A 14,148-nucleotide genomic window follows, 5' to 3' on the forward strand; every position below is an offset into this window, starting at 1 on the left:
GCCGGTCAACGCTAAAAGGGAAGCCGCATGCATGCCCTGCCCGCGCCCATGGAGCAATGGCTTGCCCACCTGCGGGGCAATCGGCGCTATTCAGAGCACACTCTGGCGGGCTACCGCCAGGATCTTCGCCACCTGATTCAATGCCACGCCAACACCGCGCTCGAGCAGTACACCGAGAGCCACATCCGCCAGGCCATTGCGCGCCTGCACGGGCAGGGACTCAAGCCGCGCAGCCTGGCCCGGGCGCTTGCCGCCTGGCGCGGCTTCTACCAATGGTGGGCGCCCGCCGCCGGCATGGACTCCAACCCCGCGGCGGGCGTGCGCGCGCCCAAGGCGCCCCGCGGCCTGCCCAAGGCCTTGTCGGTGGAACAGACTCAGGTCCTGCTGGACCGGCCCGGCCTGCCGGCGCCCAAAACCCCTATTGAATGCCGCGACCAGGCCATGTTCGAAGTCCTGTATTCCAGCGGCCTGCGTCTGGCCGAATTGGTCAGCCTCGATTGGCGCTATACCCGCCAGGAGTCGTACGAGTCGCAAAGCTGGGTGCAATTGCAGGAACACGAAGCCATCGTCAAGGGCAAGGGCGGCAAGACCCGCAACGTGCCGCTGGGCACAAAAGCCATTGCCGCCGTCAATCATTGGCTGGACGTGCGCGCCGGCCTGCTCGGTCCCGGCGCGGGCATCGACGCCTGTTCCGCCCTGTTTCTGGGTGCCCGGGGCAATCGGATCTCACCCAGGGTGGTCCAGCTGCAACTGAACAAGCTGGCTACGCTGGCCGGCCTGCCTGTGCATGTGCACCCGCACAGCCTGCGCCACAGCTTTGCCAGCCACATGCTGCAGTCGGCCCAGGACTTGCGCGCGGTGCAGGAATTGCTGGGACACGCCAATATTTCCACCACGCAGATTTATACGCGGCTGGACTTCCAGCACTTGGCACAGGCCTATGACAAGGCGCATCCGCGCGCCGGCAGAAAACGCTGAAGCCCCCCGGCCGCGATCCCGCTCAGCGCGTCAGCACATAGATCAACCGGCCCGCGTTCCAGCTGAACATGCCCAGATAGCTTGCGGCCGGCGCATCGGCCGACGCCAGGGCGTCGGAATACAGCGTGCCGCCCATCCTGATCCCCGTTTCGCGCGCCAGCTGCTTGACCAGCCTGGAGCTTGTGCCGCTTTCGATGAAGACGCCCGCCACATGCTCCTTCTTGGCCCGATCCACGATGGCGGCCAAATCCTTGGCCGAGGGCTCAGCCTCGCTGGACAGGCCGGCAACCGAAATAAAACGTATCCCATAGGCTTGTGCAAAATAGCCGAATGCATCATGCGAGGTAATCACTATGCGCCGGTTCGCTGGAATATCCGCCAGCGCAACCCTGATTTCGGCGTCGAGCTTGGTCATTTTCTCGATATAAAGCTTCGCCCGCATCTTGTAATAGCTGGCCCGCGGGGGATCGGCCCGTGCCAGGCCATCGGCAATATTCTGGGCATAGATCATGCCGTTGCGCAGATCCTGCCACGCATGCGGGTCGATGTCGCCGACGGAATGATCGCCGTGAGCGTGCGCATCGCCGTGCCCATGTTGTTTCTTGCCATGCCCTTCCGGCTCATCGCCATGATCGTCGCCGTGATCGCCGCCCCCCAGCTCGTCGGCGCTCAGGCGACGCACCGCGACGCCTTTGGATGCCAGGATCTGGCGACCCTTGAAGCCCGATGACTGCACCAGGCGTGGAAGCCAGGTCTCGAAATCCAGTCCATTCAATACCAGGACCGCGGCTTCGGACAGCGCCTTCGTGTCCCGTGGCGACGGTTCGAACGAGTGCACATCGCCGTTGGCCCCCACCAGGGTGGTCAATGCAACACGCTCCCCGCCGATCTCCCGGACCATGTCGCCCAGAATGGAAAAACTGGCAACGACGTTCAGCGGTGCAATCGCCGCGGCGGACCGGGCTGCGAATGCCCCGGGCATCACGGCGGCAAGCGTAGCGCCGGCCAGAGTCCCGAGGACTCTTCGGCGCGGCATACGGAGGCGATAAGCTGTGTTGGCGTGGACCATTAAAGTTGCTCCGAAATGCGGGACAGGCGCTGGCGCCGGGCGCGGGCTTGGCGCGCGGCTTGCAGCAACCCTCCCAAAGGGCCGAAAAAGATCGACAGGAAATAGATACATCCTGCCGAAAGAATAATCGCGGGTGAAGCCGGAACGTTGGCGTAGTACGAAAGCAGCAGGCCCGCATAGGACGCCACGGCGCCCAGGGCGGCGGCCAGCACCATCTGGCGGCCGGCGGATCCTGCCCAGAAACGGGCGGCGGTGGCCGGCAGCATCATGATGCCCACCACCATCAGCGTGCCCAGCACCTGAAAGCCGGCGACCAGCGTCATGACCAGCAGCACCAGAAACACCATATGAATGAAGGTGCCCGCCGACCCGTGGCTGCGCAGGAAAAGCGGGTCCAGGCACTCCAGCACCAGCGGCCGGAAGATCATGGCAAGCACCAGCAAGGTCACGCTGGACGCCGAAGTCACCAGCAGCAGCGCCGCATCGTCCAAACCCAGCACCGTGCCGAACAGAACGTGGATCAGATCCATATTGGAGCCTCGCAAGGAGACCAGCAGTACCCCCAGGCCCAGGGAAACCAGGTAAAAGGCGGCAAAGCTCGCATCTTCGCGTTGCGGTGTAAGCCGAGCCACGGTACCCGCCAGCACGGCCACCACCAGGCCGGTGATCATTCCACCCAGGGTCATGGCGCTAAGGGACAGGCCGGCTGTCAGGAAGCCCACCGCCACACCGGGCAAGATGGCATGGGCCATGGCATCGCCCATCAGGCTCATGCGGCGCAGCACCAGGAAAACGCCCAGGGGACCCGCCGCAAACGCCAAGGCAAGCGATCCGGCCAATGCGCGGCGCATGAAGCTGTAATCGATGAATGGGCCGAATAGCCAGTCGACCAGCCACATCATAAATAGTCCCCGGCGCATAAATGGCGCGCCAAATGCAGGTTCTCGGCCGTCAGGACATTTTCGGTCGCGCCCCAGGCCACCGCCTGTCCCGCCATCAGCAAGGCCTGCGGAAAATGAGCCCGCACCAGATCCAGATCGTGCAGCACGGCAATGACCGTGCGCCCCTGACCATGCCACTCGTGCAGCAAAGCCATCAGGTCTTCCGTCGTATGCCGATCGACGGCCGCAAAGGGTTCGTCCAGCAGCAAGGTATGCGCATCGTGCAGCAGCAGCCGCGCAAACAGCGCCCGCTGCAACTGCCCGCCCGACAGCGTGCCGATAATGCGCGGCCCGAAGTCGGCCAGGCCCACGACCTCCAGCGCCGATTGCACACGTTCGCGTTCGGCCGCATCGAAGCGCTTCCACGGGCCCACGCGCCGCCACGCACCCATGGCGACCAGGTCGTAGACAGTGATGGGAAAGCTGCGATCCAGTTCGCCCAGTTGCGGCAGGCAGGCTATCTGCGTGCGGGCATCGTCCGCCAGGCGTATCTGGCCGCGCAAGGGGCTGACAAGCCCCATGATGCCCTTGACCAGCGTCGATTTTCCGGCGCCATTGGGTCCCACGATGGCGGTCAGCGAGCCACGGGCGAATGTGCCGGAAACATCGCGGACCGCCACACGGTCCCGCCAGCCCAGCGACACCTGATCCAGTTCGATGACCGCGTCCGCCATGGCCGCCCCTACCACCACTGCAATGCCCATGCCGTCAGGCACCACAGAAAGACGACAGCCAGCAGCATATAGGCCACGCGCCGTGTGCAAGAGGCCAGCAACGCCGAGCCGCGATAACGGCGCGGCCCATGGGATAAGGAGGAAGGAGATCGGTGCATGAAAGCGAAAAAAACAATGCGTGGCGGCGGTCCGCGTGTGCGCTTAACTGTTATGTTATAACATAGCCAGGGATTTTGCCGCAGGGCGCCACCCTCCCCGTACTACACTGGCGCAACGGATATCCTCCTTTTTACACGTAGAGCAGAGTCATGCCAGCCAAACATTCGACACAGCCGGCTGCCCTAGCAGCACAGTTGCGCACCGCCGAATCGCTGTGCGTGCAGCGGGGCAAACGGCTTACCCCCATACGCCGCAAGGTCCTGGAAATCCTGTTGGCCCAGCACCGCAGCGTCAAAGCCTACGAGCTGCTGGACCTCATTAGGGCCGTCCAGCCCGGCGCCGCGCCTCCGACCGTCTACCGCGCGCTGGATTTCCTGGTGGACGAAGGCCTGGTCCACAGGCTGGACGCCATCAATGCCTGGACGGCCTGCATGGACGCGGCCGGCGAGCCGCACGACCTGCTGGTGGTGTGCACGCAGTGCGGCGCCGTGGCCGAGCTGAGCGATCCCGATCTCAGCCGGCAGCTGGCCAGCAAGGTGGCCGATGCGGGATTCGAGCTGTCCGACCACGAAACAGAGCTGCGCGCGCTATGCAAAGCGTGCCGGCCATATGCTCATTAATGCATATATCAAGCGCATGTTTGCTCTAAAGCGTATGCTGTGATGTAATCGCACGTTGAGTTTTTTTGCGCGGTACGAATAGTTGATATAGCCGCTTGCTGACATGCCGGCGGCGCATGTATTCGGGCCGCGCTATGCGAGGCACACGATGAAAGCCGCTACTGACACCGGCAAAATGGTTCCGGTAACCATACTTACAGGTTTTCTTGGCGCAGGAAAAACCACCCTGCTCAAGCGTATTCTGACCGAGTATCACGGGCGCCGGATTGCCGTCATTGAAAACGAGTTCGGGCCGGAAAGCATAGATAACGACCTGCTTGTACAAGACAGCGAAGAAGAAATCGTCGAATTGAGCAACGGCTGCGTATGCTGCACGATACGCGGCGACCTCATGCGCACCCTTAACGATTTGCGGGTCAAGCGCCAGGCGGGCCAACTGAATTTCGAGCGCATCATTATCGAAACCACCGGCATGGCCAACCCTGGCCCGGTCTGCCAGACGTTCTTCATGGACGACGAAATCGCCGATTACTACCGGCTGGACGCCGTGATTACCGTTGTCGATGCCAAGCATGGCATGGAAACGCTGGACAAGCAGGAAGAATCGCAAAAGCAGATCGGCTTTGCCGACCGCATTCTCGTTTCGAAAAAAGACCTGGTCAACGATGTCGATTACCAGGCGCTGCGTGCGCGCATCGTCCGCATCAACCCGCGTGCGTCGATCACTCCGGTGAACTTCGGCGAAACCGATTTGAAATCGCTGCTGGACATCAGCGGGTTCAACCTGAACACCATACTGGACATCGACCCGGATTTCCTGGCCGATGAACACCCCGACGCCGCGCACGACCACGGTCACAATCATGGCCACGATCATGATCATGACCACGAAGGCGAATGCGGCGCCCACTGCGGACATCAGCACGATCACCATCACGCGCATCACGACGATGAGATCGGCGCTTTCGTTTTCCGCTCAAACAAAGCCTTCGACCCGGAACGGCTCGAGGAATTCCTGGGCGGCATCGTCCAGGTATACGGCCCCGACCTGCTCCGCTACAAAGGCATACTGTTTTTGAAAGGAATCAATCGCCGCATGCTATTTCAGGGCGTCCACATGATGATGGGCGCCGAACCTGGAAAACCCTGGCTATCCGGCGAAAAGCCTAATACCAAAATGGTGTTCATAGGCCGTAAACTTCCCCAGGAGATCTTCACCAGGGGTCTGGAACAATGCTTGGTCTGATAGTGGGCCCATCGCAACAAAGGTAAATGGCGATACGGCCCCAAGCACCAACACTACAAAAAGAGGACACATCATGGCAAGCAAATCAGCCGCCGCAAAAAACCAGCCGCATTTGCTGACAGAGAAAGAGTTGTTGGCAATGCCCGAATCCGACTACATGAACGCGGAACAGCTCGCTTTTTTCAGGAACCGCCTGAAAGAGCTTGAACAAGAGATCCTGAACAATGCGGACGCCACCACCGAGAACTTGCGTGAAACCCAATTTGTGCCTGATCCGGCCGACCGCGCCACGATAGAGGAAGAACATGCGCTGGAGCTGCGCACTCGCGACCGCGAACGCAAGCTTCTGAAAAAAGTGCAACAGTCCATTACCTTGATCGATTCGGGCGAATACGGCTGGTGCGAAGAAACGGGCGAACCCATAGGCATCGCACGCCTGTTGGCGCGCCCCACCGCCACCTTGTCCCTGGAAGCCCAGGAACGCCGCGAGATGCGCCAGAAGCTGTACGGCGACTAAGCCGCCGCAGTTCTTGCATCGAACCGATCGGGCCGCATCCGCCGGCCCGATCGGCCACGGCCCGGATTTTCCCCTTGAACTTTTCCTTTTCATCCCCAGATGAAGAGCTCAAAGGAAGATCCATGGAACAATTTCACGCCACCACCATCATTTGTGTCCGCCGCGGCAACGACGTCGCGCTAGGCGGAGACGGCCAGGTCACCCTGGGCAACATCGTCATCAAAGGCACGGCGCGCAAAATACGCCGCCTGTACCAGGACAAGATCCTGGCCGGCTTCGCCGGCGCCACCGCCGATGCCTTTACCCTGCAGGAACGCTTCGAGGCGAAGCTGGAAAAACACCAGGGCAATCTCATGCGCTCCGCCGTGGAGCTTACCAAGGACTGGCGCACCGACCGCGTGCTGCGCCGCCTGGAGGCCATGCTGATCGTCGCCGACAAGGACCACACCCTGGTCCTGACGGGCAACGGCGATGTCCTGGAACCCGAACACGGCCTGGCGGCCATCGGCTCCGGTGGCGCCTATGCCCAGTCCGCCGCGCTGGCCCTGCTGAACAACACCGACATGGCGCCCGCCGATATCGTCAAGAAATCGCTCGAGATCGCAGGCGACCTGTGCATCTACACCAACCAGAACCACATCGTCGAAACACTTTAAGCCGCGCGCATCGCCCTGCCCGACGCCGCCGCCATTCACGCACCTGAAGAAAAAACCAAGCTATGTCTGCCACGAACATGACCCCCGGAGAAATCGTCTCCGAACTCGACAAAAACATCGTCGGACAGGATCGCGCCAAGCGCTCCGTGGCGGTCGCCCTGCGCAACCGCTGGCGCCGCCAGCAGGTGGCCGAGCCGCTGCGCAACGAAATCGTCCCCAAGAACATACTCATGATCGGCCCCACCGGTGTGGGCAAGACCGAGATCGCCCGCCGCCTGGCCAAGCTGGCCAATGCGCCCTTCATCAAGATTGAAGCCACCAAGTTCACCGAGGTGGGCTATGTCGGCCGCGATGTGGACACCATCATCCGCGATCTGGTCGAGATTTCAGTCAAGCAGACTCGCGATGTCGAGATGCGCCGAGTCCGCACCCAGGCTGAGGATGCCGCCGAAGACCGCATCCTTGACGTCCTGGTTTCGCCCGCCCGCAACGCCAGCGGCGAGCCTGACCGCCAGGAGAACACCGCACGCCAGACCTTCCGCAAACGCCTGCGCGAAGGCAAGCTGGACGACATGGAGATCGAAATCGAGGTCGCCCAGGTCGCGCCGCAGATGGAAATCATGGCGCCTCCGGGCATGGAGGAAATGACCGAGCAGTTGAAGGGCATGTTCGCCGGCCTGGGCCGCGACAAGAAGAAATCCCGGAAGATGTCGGTCAAGGAAGCCTTCAAGCTGCTGACCGAAGAGGAAGCAGGACGCCGCATCAACGAGGAAGACCTGCGCACGGTGGCCGTGTCCAATGCCGAGCAGAACGGCATCGTGTTCCTGGACGAGATCGACAAGATCGCCACGCGCCAGGAACACTCCGGCGGCGACGTCTCGCGCCAGGGCGTGCAGCGCGATCTGCTGCCGCTGGTCGAAGGTACCACCGTCAATACCAAGTACGGCGTGGTCCGCACCGACCACATCCTGTTCATCGCTTCGGGCGCCTTTCACCTGTCGCGCCCCTCCGACCTGATTCCTGAATTGCAGGGGCGCTTTCCCATACGCGTCGAGCTTGACTCGCTTTCGGCCCAGGACTTCGTGCGCATACTGTGCGACACCGATGCCTCGCTGACCAAGCAATACAAGGCCTTGCTCGGGACAGAGGATGTCTCGCTGGACTTCACCGACGAAGGCATACAGCGCCTGGCGGAGCTGGCCTTCGACGTGAACGAGCGCACCGAGAATATCGGCGCGCGCCGCCTGTACACCGTCATGGAAAAACTGCTGGAAGACCTGTCCTTCGACGCGACGGCCAGCAGCGGACAGACCGTCGTGATCGATGCGGCCTACGTCAACGCCAAGCTGGAAGAGGCCGCCAACAGCCAGGACCTTGCGCGCTACGTACTGTAGATCAAGCGTGGGCCGGGGGCGCTTGCGCTTCCCGCCGCCGCAGGCATACGGGGCGTCCTATTCAGGGCGCCCCGTTCATTTTGATATCTCGGTGATCACGTACTGGCCGCCCTCGCGCTTGGCGGTGAACTTGACCTTGTCGCCCGGCTTGATGGCCGCCAGCAGCGCCGGATCGGCCCGGTAGACCAGCGTCATGGCGGGCAGTTGCAGATCGGAGATGGCTCCATGCTTGATGGTGACCTTGCCGGCGGAGGCATCGACACGGCGCACCTCTCCCGATGCGCTGGCCTGCTGGGCCTGCGCGGCAACCGAATAGAACGAAGTCAGCGCAATGGCCGCCGCCAATGCCCGCATACGCTGTCGATTCGTGAAACGCATAAGCTAAACTCCTGATTGATACGCCACCAGCATAACGCCAAACCAAGGAACAGGCTTGTCCAACGCAACACCCTCTTACCAATTGCGTCCCGCCCGCCAGACGGATATCCCCCATGTGCTTGCGCTCATGCGTGAAATGGCCGAATTCGAAAAGCTGACCGACATCTTCAAGGCCACCGAAGAAAGCCTGCTGGCGAGCTTCTTCGGCCCCCGGCCCTCCGCCAATTGCCTGGTCGCCCATACCGACGACCAGCCCGGCGTGCCCGTGGCCTACATCATGTGGTTTCATAACTATTCCAGTTTCCTGGACAAGCGCGGCCTGTATCTGGAAGACCTGTACGTACAGCCCGCCCATCGCGGCCGGGGCCTGGGCAAGATGGCGCTAAAACACCTGGCCAGGCTGGCCATCGAACAGGGTTGCGGCCGATTCGAATGGACAGTGCTGGACTGGAACCAGAACGCCATCGACTTCTACAAATACCTGGGCGCCGACGTCTTGCCCGAATGGCGCATCGTGCGCGTCACCGGCCAAGCCCTGCACCGCCTGGCCGCCTAAGCACAGGACACCACCATGAGCACACGCCTCTCCGTCATCACCACGCGCACCGGCGATCAAGGCACCACCGGATTGGGCGATGGCAGCCGCATCGACAAAGACGCGCCGCGCATCGCCGCCATGGGCGACGTCGACGAACTGAACAGCACCCTGGGCCTGCTGCGCAGCGAAGCCCTGCCCCCTGCCATCGACGCCTTGCTTGCCCGCGTGCAGAACGATCTGTTCGACCTGGGCGCGGAACTGTGCATTCCCGGCCATGTCGCAGTCAAGAAAGAACATGTGCTGTTCCTGGAACAAGCCCTGGCCGAACACAACGCCGGCCTGGGCAAGCTGCAAGAATTCATCCTGCCCGGCGGCACCCGCGCCGCAGCGCTGGCCCACGTGGCCCGCACCGTATGCCGGCGCGCCGAGCGCTCGGTGATAGCGCTGGACAAAGCTGAATCCGCCGCCGACACTGACGCAGGCAACAGCCCGCCGGCGCCCGCCGTCAACGACCCCGTCAAGCAATACCTGAACCGCCTCTCCGACCTGTGCTTCGTCCTGGCCCGCGCCCTGAACCGAGCCGCCGGCCAGTCCGACGTACTCTGGGGCCGCTAGCGTCCGATCGCGCTATTGCGCAACCCGCCATAAAATCCGCGCGCCTTGGAAAAGCACTATCGATCCAGCAACGCCAACGCAGCCGCAGCGCACACCTCAAAAAAGTGGGACGCCACCAACAATAACCGCCCTAAAAAGGCGGCCGCGGCAGGGGCTGCGCAGGCGCCTCGCGCACGCCGTTCCAGTCAGGTAAATCGTGGATTCAAGGGTGTGGCTGTCTGAGCCCGGCGCTTATGGGCAGCCGGGGGCTGCCCATTCGGGCGAGTTCCACACCCGCCACGATTTGCCTGGCTGGAACGGGCAGCCTTGGCAACGCCAAGGCCGTGACGCGCGAAGCCGGAGCAGCCCCTGCCGCGGCCGCCTTTCTTAAGAGCTTCTAAAGTTGGACATCAAAAAAGATGCGCCCAGAATTTTGCGTTCGGGCCTATGGTCATCTTCAAGGAAATGAGCCATCACACGAAAATCAAGAATCACCGCTCATCATGCGTATGAATCTGCAGCGCCTCCAGAAACCTCGACACCATGTTATACGTCGCAATCGTAGCCGTCAGCTCCACCATCTGCCGCGGCTCGAAATGGATCTTGACAGCGTCAAACACCCCATCCGGCACCTGGATATCGCGCGTCATCGTATCCGTATAAGCCAGCACCGCCCGCTCCTTCTCGCTGAACAGGCTTGACGACTCCCAAGCAGCCAGATCATCCAGCTGAGCCTGCGTCATCCCTTCCTTGAGGGCAATCGGCGCATGCTGGTCCGCCTCGTAAGGCGCGCCATTAACGATCGCAATACGCATGATCACCATCTCGCGCAGATCGCCCGGCAAAGAACTGTTATGCCGTATCCCCGTAAGATGGTTCAGCCATCCCCGCGCCACCGGCGGGCTTTGCAACAGCATCTGATACAAATGCAGCACACTGCCGCGCTCGGCAACAATCTGCTCGACCAGCGGACTGACATCGGGATGGGACAGATCGGCGTAAGGTAAACGGGCCATGAAGCACTTCCTGAAAATATCGACAAAAATTGAAAAAGGACAATGCGGCGCAGCCTGCTAAGCCGGCAACACCTGCCGCACAGTCCCGGTAAAGCGGGACACGATTTCGCTGATGTCGGCCGCCGTGCAAATAAAAGGCGGCGCCAGCAACACATGGTCTCCATGCACACCGTCTATCGTCCCACCCATGGGGTACATCATCAAACCATTCCGCATCGCCTGCTTCTTCAGCAAGGCATGCGTCTTGCGGGCCGGATCCAGCGTCGCCTTGCTTTGCCTGTCTTGCACGAACTCCACGCCCACGAATAGACCGCGGCCGCGCACATCGCCCACATTCGGGTGGTCGGCCAAGGCGCTGCGCAGCTCATCGCGCAGCTGCTCGCCGCGTGCCAGCACATTGGCCAGCAGATTATCGCGTTCAATAACTTGCTGGACCGCCAGGGCGGCCGCGCTGGCCGTGGCATGACCCATATAGGTGTGGCCATGCTGGAAGAAGCCGCTGCCCGCCACGATCGCATCGTAGATACGGCTGCTGGCGATCATGGCGCCTATGGGCTGATAGCCCGCGCCCAGACCCTTGGCGATGGTAATGATATCGGGCACGACGCCGTCCTGGGCGCAGGCGAACAGATGGCCGGTGCGGCCCATGCCGGACATCACCTCGTCCAGGATCAGCAGAACGCCATGGCGGTCGCAGACCTCGCGCACGCGCTGCAAGTAGGTCCTGACCGGCGCGAGCGCGCCGGCGGTCGCGCCGACCACGGTCTCCGCCACGAAGGCGGCCACATTTTCAGCCCCCAGTTCCTGGATTTTGTCGTCGAGCTCCTGTGCCAGTCGCTGCGCGTAGCTTTCCTCGGTTTCACCGGGCAATTGATCGCGGTAGGCATAGCACGGAGACACATGATGCGCCGGCACCAGCAAAGGCAGGAAAGGCTCGCGGCGCCATGCGTTGCCACCTATGGCCAGGGCGCCCAGCGTATTGCCGTGATAGCTTTGCCGCCGCGCAATGAAATGGCGGCGCGATGCCTGACCGATTTCAACGAAGTATTGCCGCGCCAGCTTAAGAGCCGCCTCGACCGCTTCCGATCCGCCCGATACGAAATACACATGGTCCAGATCGCCGGGCGATCGCTGCTGCAGGAAATCGGCCAGGTCTTCAGTGACCTGCGTGGTAAAAAACGACGAATGCGCGTAGGCCACCTTGTCCAGTTGATCTTTGATGGCCTGGATGATATCGGGATGGCCGTGCCCCAGGCAGGAGACGGCGGCGCCGCCCGACGCGTCGATATAGCCTTTGCCGTTCTGGTCGAAAAGCTGGATGCCTTGGCCGCGCACGGCCAGGTTCAACGGCTGTTTAGGGTTGCGATGGAAAACGTGTGTCATGGTAAAGAGGCCGGAAATTCAACAAATGTTGTTTATATAATATACCAAGCAACAAATAAATCAATATAATCGTGCTTATGACAGACATGCAATTTCCGCAAAACCTGGATGCGCTCAGTGCGCGCATACGCCGGGATTTTTCCGGCATGGCGCCGCAGTTTCAGGTGGGAGCCAAGTACCTGCTGGATTTTCCCAACGAGGTACCCATAGCCTCGATGCGCAAAGTAGCCACACAGGCCGGCGTGCAACCCGCCACGCTGGTACGCTTGGCCCAATCCCTGGGTTACGAAGGCTGGGGCGATCTGAAAAGCGTATTCGTCCAGTCCCTGCGGCAGACGCCCAAAACGTATGCCGATCAGGCGCGCAAGCTTATACGCGGCAAGAACCCGCGCGATGCGCTCAGCCGCGCGGTCGCAACCCAGGCCGACAACATACGGCTGCTGGAGCAAGCGAACGCGCAACGCCTGCCGGCGGCCGTCCAGCTCCTGTCCAAGGCCAAGCAGGTGCACGTGGCGGGCTTTCGCGCCTCCTTCGCTCCCGCCTTCACCCTCCAGTACCTATACCGCCTGTTCCGGCCCTCGGTCACCGCCTTGCGCGGCGACGCCGGTACGCTGGAAATGGAGTTGCGCACCATCGCCAAAGGCGATGCCGTCATCATCATCGGCTTCGCCCCCTACTCGCAGGAGGCCATGCGCGTCGCCCAGGCCGCGCGAATGGCGGGCAGCCGCATTCTGGCCATTTGCGACAGCGTCGTGGCGCCCATTGCGCTGGACGCCGATTGCGTCCTGGTGTTCTCAACGGAAACACCGTCCTTCTTTCCTTCCGGCGCCGCCGCCATGGCCCTGGTGGAAATCCTGATCGAACAGCTTCTGGCCAAGGCCGGCTCACAGGCCATCGAGGGCATTGCACGCGCCGAAGATCAATTGCACCGGACCGGTGCATATCTAAAATAGGCTTATTCATGTTGAAACTCATCGAACTGTCCGGCTCGCCCTTCCAGATCGGCCAAACGCTGGGCAAGTTCGGCGCCCAAGCCGCCCATTCCTACCTGATCAAATCGCCGTCCTGGCACAGCGTCATGGCTTGGCGCGGCAGTGCGGCGGCGAAGGCCATGGCGGACCTGACCGAACAGCATTTTCCCGGAATCCGGCAAGAGCTCCTGGGCCTGGCCGATGGGCTGCAACTGCCGCCCGACGACGTGTTCCTGTGGAATTGCCGGGGCGATGTCTGGTCCATGTCGCCCGACGGCTGCACCACGGTGCAGCTGCCCTTGTCCGGCGGACCCCGCATCACCCACAACGAAGACGGCGATCCCGGCTTCGCCGGCCATTGCGGCCTCGGCCTATTCGCTCCATCAGTCGGGCCGCGCTTTGCCTCGTTTCTCTACCCGGCGTCGATACCCGGCCATACCTTCGCGGTGACGGCAGCCGGCCTGGCCATGACCGTCAACAACCTGCGTTCCCGCCAGGTCGCCATCGGCCTTCCCCGCATGGTGCTGACGCGCGCCCTGCTGAACCAATCCGCCGTTCAAGACGCCATCGGCGTGTTGCGCGGCGCACCACGGGCGGGCGGCTTCCATCTAAGCCTGGCGCAACGCGGCCTGCCCGAGCTGTACAGCGTGGAATTCAATGCCATGGGCGTATCGGCGCAAGCCATACGGCAGGCCAGCCTGCATGCCAACCATGTGATTCACCCCGGCATGGCCGGCTTTCCCCAAGTCGTCACCGATTCGTCGCTGCACCGCCAGCAGCGCGGCGATGCGCTGCTTGACGGCACACAGACCGATCCCCTGGCGATCCTGGCCGACCAATCGAACCGCGAATTCCCCATCTATCGCGACGCGTCCGACGACAGCGACAACGAAAACACCATGGCCACCGCCGACATCCATGTGGGCGCCGACCGCGTCAACTGGCAAGTCTACGAGCGGCCGGGGCGCCCTCCCCGGTACACACTGGCGGATGCCGATCTGGCATGAGGCCGCA

Annotated in this window: 16 protein-coding genes; 10 read left to right on the forward strand and 6 right to left on the reverse strand. The window is 62.2% G+C overall.

Annotation, left to right across the window (positions count from 1 at the left end):
* Positions 1–27 precede the first annotated feature (27 nt).
* On the forward strand, positions 28–978 hold the full coding sequence (xerC, locus tag V0R37_RS17345) for a tyrosine recombinase XerC (protein WP_420375712.1): 951 nt from the start codon (positions 28–30) through the stop codon (positions 976–978).
* A gap of 22 nt (positions 979–1,000) precedes the next feature.
* On the opposite strand, the gene V0R37_RS17350 is transcribed toward xerC, so the two are convergent.
* From V0R37_RS17350 to V0R37_RS17360, 3 genes are read right to left on the reverse strand one after another with little or no spacing between them, the layout of a single operon-like run.
* On the reverse strand, positions 1,001–2,014 hold the full coding sequence (locus tag V0R37_RS17350; protein ID WP_420375713.1) for a metal ABC transporter solute-binding protein, Zn/Mn family: 1,014 nt from the start codon (positions 2,012–2,014) through the stop codon (positions 1,001–1,003).
* Between the two features lie 32 nt (positions 2,015–2,046).
* On the reverse strand, positions 2,047–2,946 hold the full coding sequence (locus tag V0R37_RS17355; RefSeq protein WP_420375873.1) for a metal ABC transporter permease: 900 nt from the start codon (positions 2,944–2,946) through the stop codon (positions 2,047–2,049).
* Complete coding sequence (locus V0R37_RS17360) at positions 2,946–3,662, reverse strand: metal ABC transporter ATP-binding protein (protein ID WP_420375874.1); 717 nt, start codon at positions 3,660–3,662, stop codon at positions 2,946–2,948. Before V0R37_RS17360 ends, V0R37_RS17355 begins: the two co-directional genes overlap by 1 nt.
* Positions 3,663–3,970: 308 nt before the next feature.
* Here V0R37_RS17360 and V0R37_RS17365 point away from each other — a divergent pair, with 308 nt between their 5' ends.
* From V0R37_RS17365 to hslU, 5 genes are all read left to right on the forward strand, one after another.
* Positions 3,971–4,441, forward strand: coding sequence for a Fur family transcriptional regulator (locus V0R37_RS17365; RefSeq protein ID WP_420375714.1), 471 nt, complete (start codon positions 3,971–3,973; stop codon positions 4,439–4,441).
* 148 nt (positions 4,442–4,589) lie between these two features.
* A complete protein-coding gene (locus tag V0R37_RS17370) occupies positions 4,590–5,687 on the forward strand; it encodes a CobW family GTP-binding protein (protein ID WP_420375715.1) in 1,098 nt (365 codons plus the stop codon).
* Between the two features lie 73 nt (positions 5,688–5,760).
* Positions 5,761–6,204, forward strand: coding sequence for an RNA polymerase-binding protein DksA (gene dksA, locus V0R37_RS17375; protein ID WP_420375716.1), 444 nt, complete (start codon positions 5,761–5,763; stop codon positions 6,202–6,204).
* 122 nt (positions 6,205–6,326) lie between these two features.
* Positions 6,327–6,860 (forward strand): ATP-dependent protease subunit HslV, encoded by a 534-nt coding sequence (hslV, locus tag V0R37_RS17380; RefSeq protein WP_420375717.1) that lies wholly within the window; start codon positions 6,327–6,329, stop codon positions 6,858–6,860.
* A gap of 62 nt (positions 6,861–6,922) precedes the next feature.
* Positions 6,923–8,254 (forward strand): ATP-dependent protease ATPase subunit HslU, encoded by a 1,332-nt coding sequence (gene hslU, locus V0R37_RS17385; protein WP_420375718.1) that lies wholly within the window; start codon positions 6,923–6,925, stop codon positions 8,252–8,254.
* Between the two features lie 75 nt (positions 8,255–8,329).
* Here hslU and V0R37_RS17390 read toward each other — a convergent pair whose 3' ends face one another.
* Entirely contained in the window at positions 8,330–8,632 is a 303-nt protein-coding gene (locus V0R37_RS17390) for a copper-binding protein (protein WP_420375719.1), read from the reverse strand.
* A 127-nt stretch (positions 8,633–8,759) separates the two neighbouring features.
* Here V0R37_RS17390 and V0R37_RS17395 point away from each other — a divergent pair, with 127 nt between their 5' ends.
* On the forward strand, positions 8,760–9,188 hold the full coding sequence (locus tag V0R37_RS17395; protein WP_420375875.1) for a GNAT family N-acetyltransferase: 429 nt from the start codon (positions 8,760–8,762) through the stop codon (positions 9,186–9,188).
* Positions 9,189–9,203: 15 nt separating this feature from the next.
* Positions 9,204–9,785, forward strand: a complete 582-nt coding sequence (locus V0R37_RS17400; protein ID WP_420375720.1) for a cob(I)yrinic acid a,c-diamide adenosyltransferase — start codon at positions 9,204–9,206, stop codon at positions 9,783–9,785.
* Between the two features lie 470 nt (positions 9,786–10,255).
* Here the strand turns inward: V0R37_RS17400 and V0R37_RS17405 are convergent, their stop codons facing one another.
* Positions 10,256–10,780, reverse strand: coding sequence for a carboxymuconolactone decarboxylase family protein (locus V0R37_RS17405; RefSeq protein WP_420375721.1), 525 nt, complete (start codon positions 10,778–10,780; stop codon positions 10,256–10,258).
* A 57-nt stretch (positions 10,781–10,837) separates the two neighbouring features.
* Entirely contained in the window at positions 10,838–12,163 is a 1,326-nt protein-coding gene (locus V0R37_RS17410; RefSeq protein ID WP_420375722.1) for an aspartate aminotransferase family protein, read from the reverse strand.
* Positions 12,164–12,249: 86 nt separating this feature from the next.
* On the opposite strand from V0R37_RS17410, the gene V0R37_RS17415 reads away from it, so the two are divergent.
* Together V0R37_RS17415 and V0R37_RS17420 are read left to right on the forward strand one after the other, a co-directional pair.
* The gene (locus V0R37_RS17415; protein WP_420375723.1) at positions 12,250–13,116 is read left to right on the forward strand and encodes a MurR/RpiR family transcriptional regulator; all 867 of its coding nucleotides are present in this window, start codon (positions 12,250–12,252) and stop codon (positions 13,114–13,116) included.
* 8 nt (positions 13,117–13,124) lie between these two features.
* Positions 13,125–14,141 carry a C45 family autoproteolytic acyltransferase/hydrolase gene (locus V0R37_RS17420; protein WP_420375724.1) on the forward strand — a complete coding sequence of 339 codons (1,017 nt, stop codon included), beginning with the start codon at positions 13,125–13,127 and terminating at the stop codon, positions 14,139–14,141.
* The last annotated feature ends 7 nt before the right edge of the window (positions 14,142–14,148 follow it).

Source organism: Pollutimonas rozaliensis (assembly GCF_048751585.1).
GTDB lineage: Bacteria > Pseudomonadota > Gammaproteobacteria > Burkholderiales > Burkholderiaceae_B.

Coding starts and splice junctions, on each gene's coding strand:
- dksA (WP_420375716.1), top strand. CDS start 5,761: ATGGCAAGCAAATCAGCCGCCGCAAAAAACCAGCCGCATTTGCTGACA.
- V0R37_RS17370 (WP_420375715.1), top strand. CDS start 4,590: ATGAAAGCCGCTACTGACACCGGCAAAATGGTTCCGGTAACCATACTT.
- V0R37_RS17420 (WP_420375724.1), top strand. CDS start 13,125: ATGTTGAAACTCATCGAACTGTCCGGCTCGCCCTTCCAGATCGGCCAA.
- V0R37_RS17410 (WP_420375722.1), bottom strand. CDS start 12,163: ATGACACACGTTTTCCATCGCAACCCTAAACAGCCGTTGAACCTGGCC.
- hslU (WP_420375718.1), top strand. CDS start 6,923: ATGTCTGCCACGAACATGACCCCCGGAGAAATCGTCTCCGAACTCGAC.
- V0R37_RS17355 (WP_420375873.1), bottom strand. CDS start 2,946: ATGTGGCTGGTCGACTGGCTATTCGGCCCATTCATCGATTACAGCTTC.
- xerC (WP_420375712.1), top strand. CDS start 28: ATGCATGCCCTGCCCGCGCCCATGGAGCAATGGCTTGCCCACCTGCGG.
- V0R37_RS17350 (WP_420375713.1), bottom strand. CDS start 2,014: ATGCCGCGCCGAAGAGTCCTCGGGACTCTGGCCGGCGCTACGCTTGCC.
- V0R37_RS17365 (WP_420375714.1), top strand. CDS start 3,971: ATGCCAGCCAAACATTCGACACAGCCGGCTGCCCTAGCAGCACAGTTG.
- hslV (WP_420375717.1), top strand. CDS start 6,327: ATGGAACAATTTCACGCCACCACCATCATTTGTGTCCGCCGCGGCAAC.
- V0R37_RS17405 (WP_420375721.1), bottom strand. CDS start 10,780: ATGGCCCGTTTACCTTACGCCGATCTGTCCCATCCCGATGTCAGTCCG.
- V0R37_RS17360 (WP_420375874.1), bottom strand. CDS start 3,662: ATGGCGGACGCGGTCATCGAACTGGATCAGGTGTCGCTGGGCTGGCGG.
- V0R37_RS17400 (WP_420375720.1), top strand. CDS start 9,204: ATGAGCACACGCCTCTCCGTCATCACCACGCGCACCGGCGATCAAGGC.
- V0R37_RS17415 (WP_420375723.1), top strand. CDS start 12,250: ATGCAATTTCCGCAAAACCTGGATGCGCTCAGTGCGCGCATACGCCGG.
- V0R37_RS17395 (WP_420375875.1), top strand. CDS start 8,760: ATGCGTGAAATGGCCGAATTCGAAAAGCTGACCGACATCTTCAAGGCC.
- V0R37_RS17390 (WP_420375719.1), bottom strand. CDS start 8,632: ATGCGTTTCACGAATCGACAGCGTATGCGGGCATTGGCGGCGGCCATT.